General features: G+C 58.6%; 3 protein-coding genes. All 3 read left to right on the top strand.

Annotated features, from left to right (window positions below; genetic code table 11):
- A partial coding sequence (locus EOD15_RS33435) for a pyridoxal-dependent decarboxylase (protein WP_148129795.1) occupies window positions 1-787 on the top strand: 787 nt, incomplete at its 5' end.
- 127 nt (window positions 788-914) lie between these two features.
- Entirely contained in the window at window positions 915-1,682 is a 768-nt protein-coding gene (locus tag EOD15_RS33440) for a DeoR/GlpR family DNA-binding transcription regulator (protein WP_127258922.1), read from the top strand.
- A gap of 125 nt (window positions 1,683-1,807) precedes the next feature.
- On the top strand, window positions 1,808-2,024 hold a 217-nt coding region (locus EOD15_RS33445), incomplete at its 3' end, for an FAD-dependent oxidoreductase (protein ID WP_127409250.1).

Here is a 2,024-nt window from a genome sequence, read left to right on the forward strand (position 1 = left end):
GGATACAACAGCGCTCGAGGCGGCAATCATCGCTGACCGGGAAGCGGGTATGCTGCCGGCGGGCATCATCGCTTGCGTCGGCGGCACCAGCACTGGCGGTACCGACGACATCGCGGCGGTGGCAGAGGTGGCGCGGCGGCATGGGCTTTATCTCCATGTCGATGCCGCCTGGGCCGGATCGGCGATGATCTGTCCGGAGTACCGGCATTTCTGGACCGGTGTCGAAGGCGCCGATTCGATCGTCTTCAATCCGCACAAATGGCTGGGCGCCCAGTTCGACTGCTCGATCCAGTTCCTGCGCGACCCCGAAAGCCATGTGAGGACGCTGGCCATCAAGCCGGATTATCTGAAGACGCACGGTCACGACGGCATCATCAACTATTCCGAATGGTCGGTGCCGCTCGGCAGGCGCTTCCGCGCGCTGAAATTGTGGTTCTTGCTGCGTGCCCATGGCCTGGAAAGCCTGCGCACAATGATCCGCAATCATGTCGCGTGGAGCGAAGGGCTGGCGGCGCGGCTGGCAAGGGAGCCGAATTTCGAGATCGTCAGCGAGCCGATGCTGTCGCTCTTCTCGTTCCGGCACAAGGCTGCAGCTGGCACTGATGCGGACGAGCACAATCTGCAGCTGGTCAATGCGATCAACGACGATGGCCGCATCTACCTGACGCAGACGAAAGTCGATGGACTGATAGCAATCCGCTTCCAGGTCGGCCAGTTCGAGGCGACCGCCGCCGATGTTGATACGGCCTTCATCGTCATCACGGAAATCGCGCGCGCAATGGATTGATCGGGCACAATCTGGTTTGCGTTCGTATTCACCTTGGCAATCACATGCATTTCATTAGCCGGCTCATGCCTTTTCATCGGTTTCGTTTTCGACTATAGACAAGAAAAACGAAAACGGGAGGTTGCCTATGTATCTGTCGCCGCGCCATGCCGAGATTATCCAGATGGCCAAGGATCATGGCCGCGTGCTGGTCGATGATCTGGCCACCCACTTCAATGTGACGCCGCAGACCATACGCAAGGACCTCAACGATTTGTGCGACCAGCGGCTGCTCTCGCGCATCCATGGCGGCGCGCTGTATCCCTCCGGCATCGAGAACATGGAATATGAGGCGAGACGCAAGATCGCCGCCGACGAGAAGGAGGCGATCGGCCGTGCGGCCGCCAGGCTGATCCCCGACAATGCCTCGCTGTTCATCAACATCGGCACCACGACCGAGTCGGTCAGCAAGGCGTTGCTCGATCACAACGGTCTCATGGTCATCACCAATAACATCAATGTTGCCAATAGGATGCGGATATATCCCTCGATCGAGGTGGTGATCGCCGGCGGGGTTGTGCGCGGTTCCGATGGCGGTGTGGTCGGCGAAGCGGCGGTCGACTTCATCAGGCAGTTCAAGGTCGACTACGCGGTGATCGGTGCATCCGCCATCGACCATGACGGCGCCTTGCTCGATTTCGATTTTCGCGAGGTCAAGGTGGCGCAGGCGATCATCGCCAATGCAAGGCATGTCATCCTGGTTTCCGACCAGACCAAATTCGAGCGAACCGCACCGGTGCGCATCGGCCATCTGTCGCAGGTCAACACCTTCATCACCGATCGTTGCGACATCCCGTCAGTGCGCAAGATCTGCCAGGAGGCCGAGGTTCAGTTGATCGAGACGTCGCTCGCCTAGGCGGTTTCTGCCCGATATCACGCGCTCGTGATATTTCGTTTGACATTCGTTATCATTTCGAAATAATTCCGACACGGTTTCGTAAAAGCCCAAAAATGGTGCAATGCGAAATCGTTGGAGGAATTGTGGACGCATCTCCGATCCGTGACATTTTCGTCATAGGTGGCGGCATCAATGGCTGCGGCATTGCCCGTGACGCCGTCGGTCGTGGCTTTTCCGTGTTTCTCGCCGAGATGAACGACCTAGCCAGCGGAACCTCCTCGGGTTCGACCAAATTGATCCATGGCGGCCTGCGCTACCTCGAATTCTACGAATTCCGCCTGGTGCGTGAGGCGCTGATGG

Origin of the sequence: Mesorhizobium sp. M7A.T.Ca.US.000.02.2.1 (assembly GCF_003996995.1) — a bacterium.
Lineage (GTDB): Bacteria > Pseudomonadota > Alphaproteobacteria > Rhizobiales > Rhizobiaceae > Mesorhizobium.

Bases quoted from the DNA above. Each gene is read 5' to 3' on its own strand.
- EOD15_RS33440 (WP_127258922.1), top strand. From the start codon at position 915: ATGTATCTGTCGCCGCGCCATGCCGAGATTATCCAGATGGCCAAGGAT.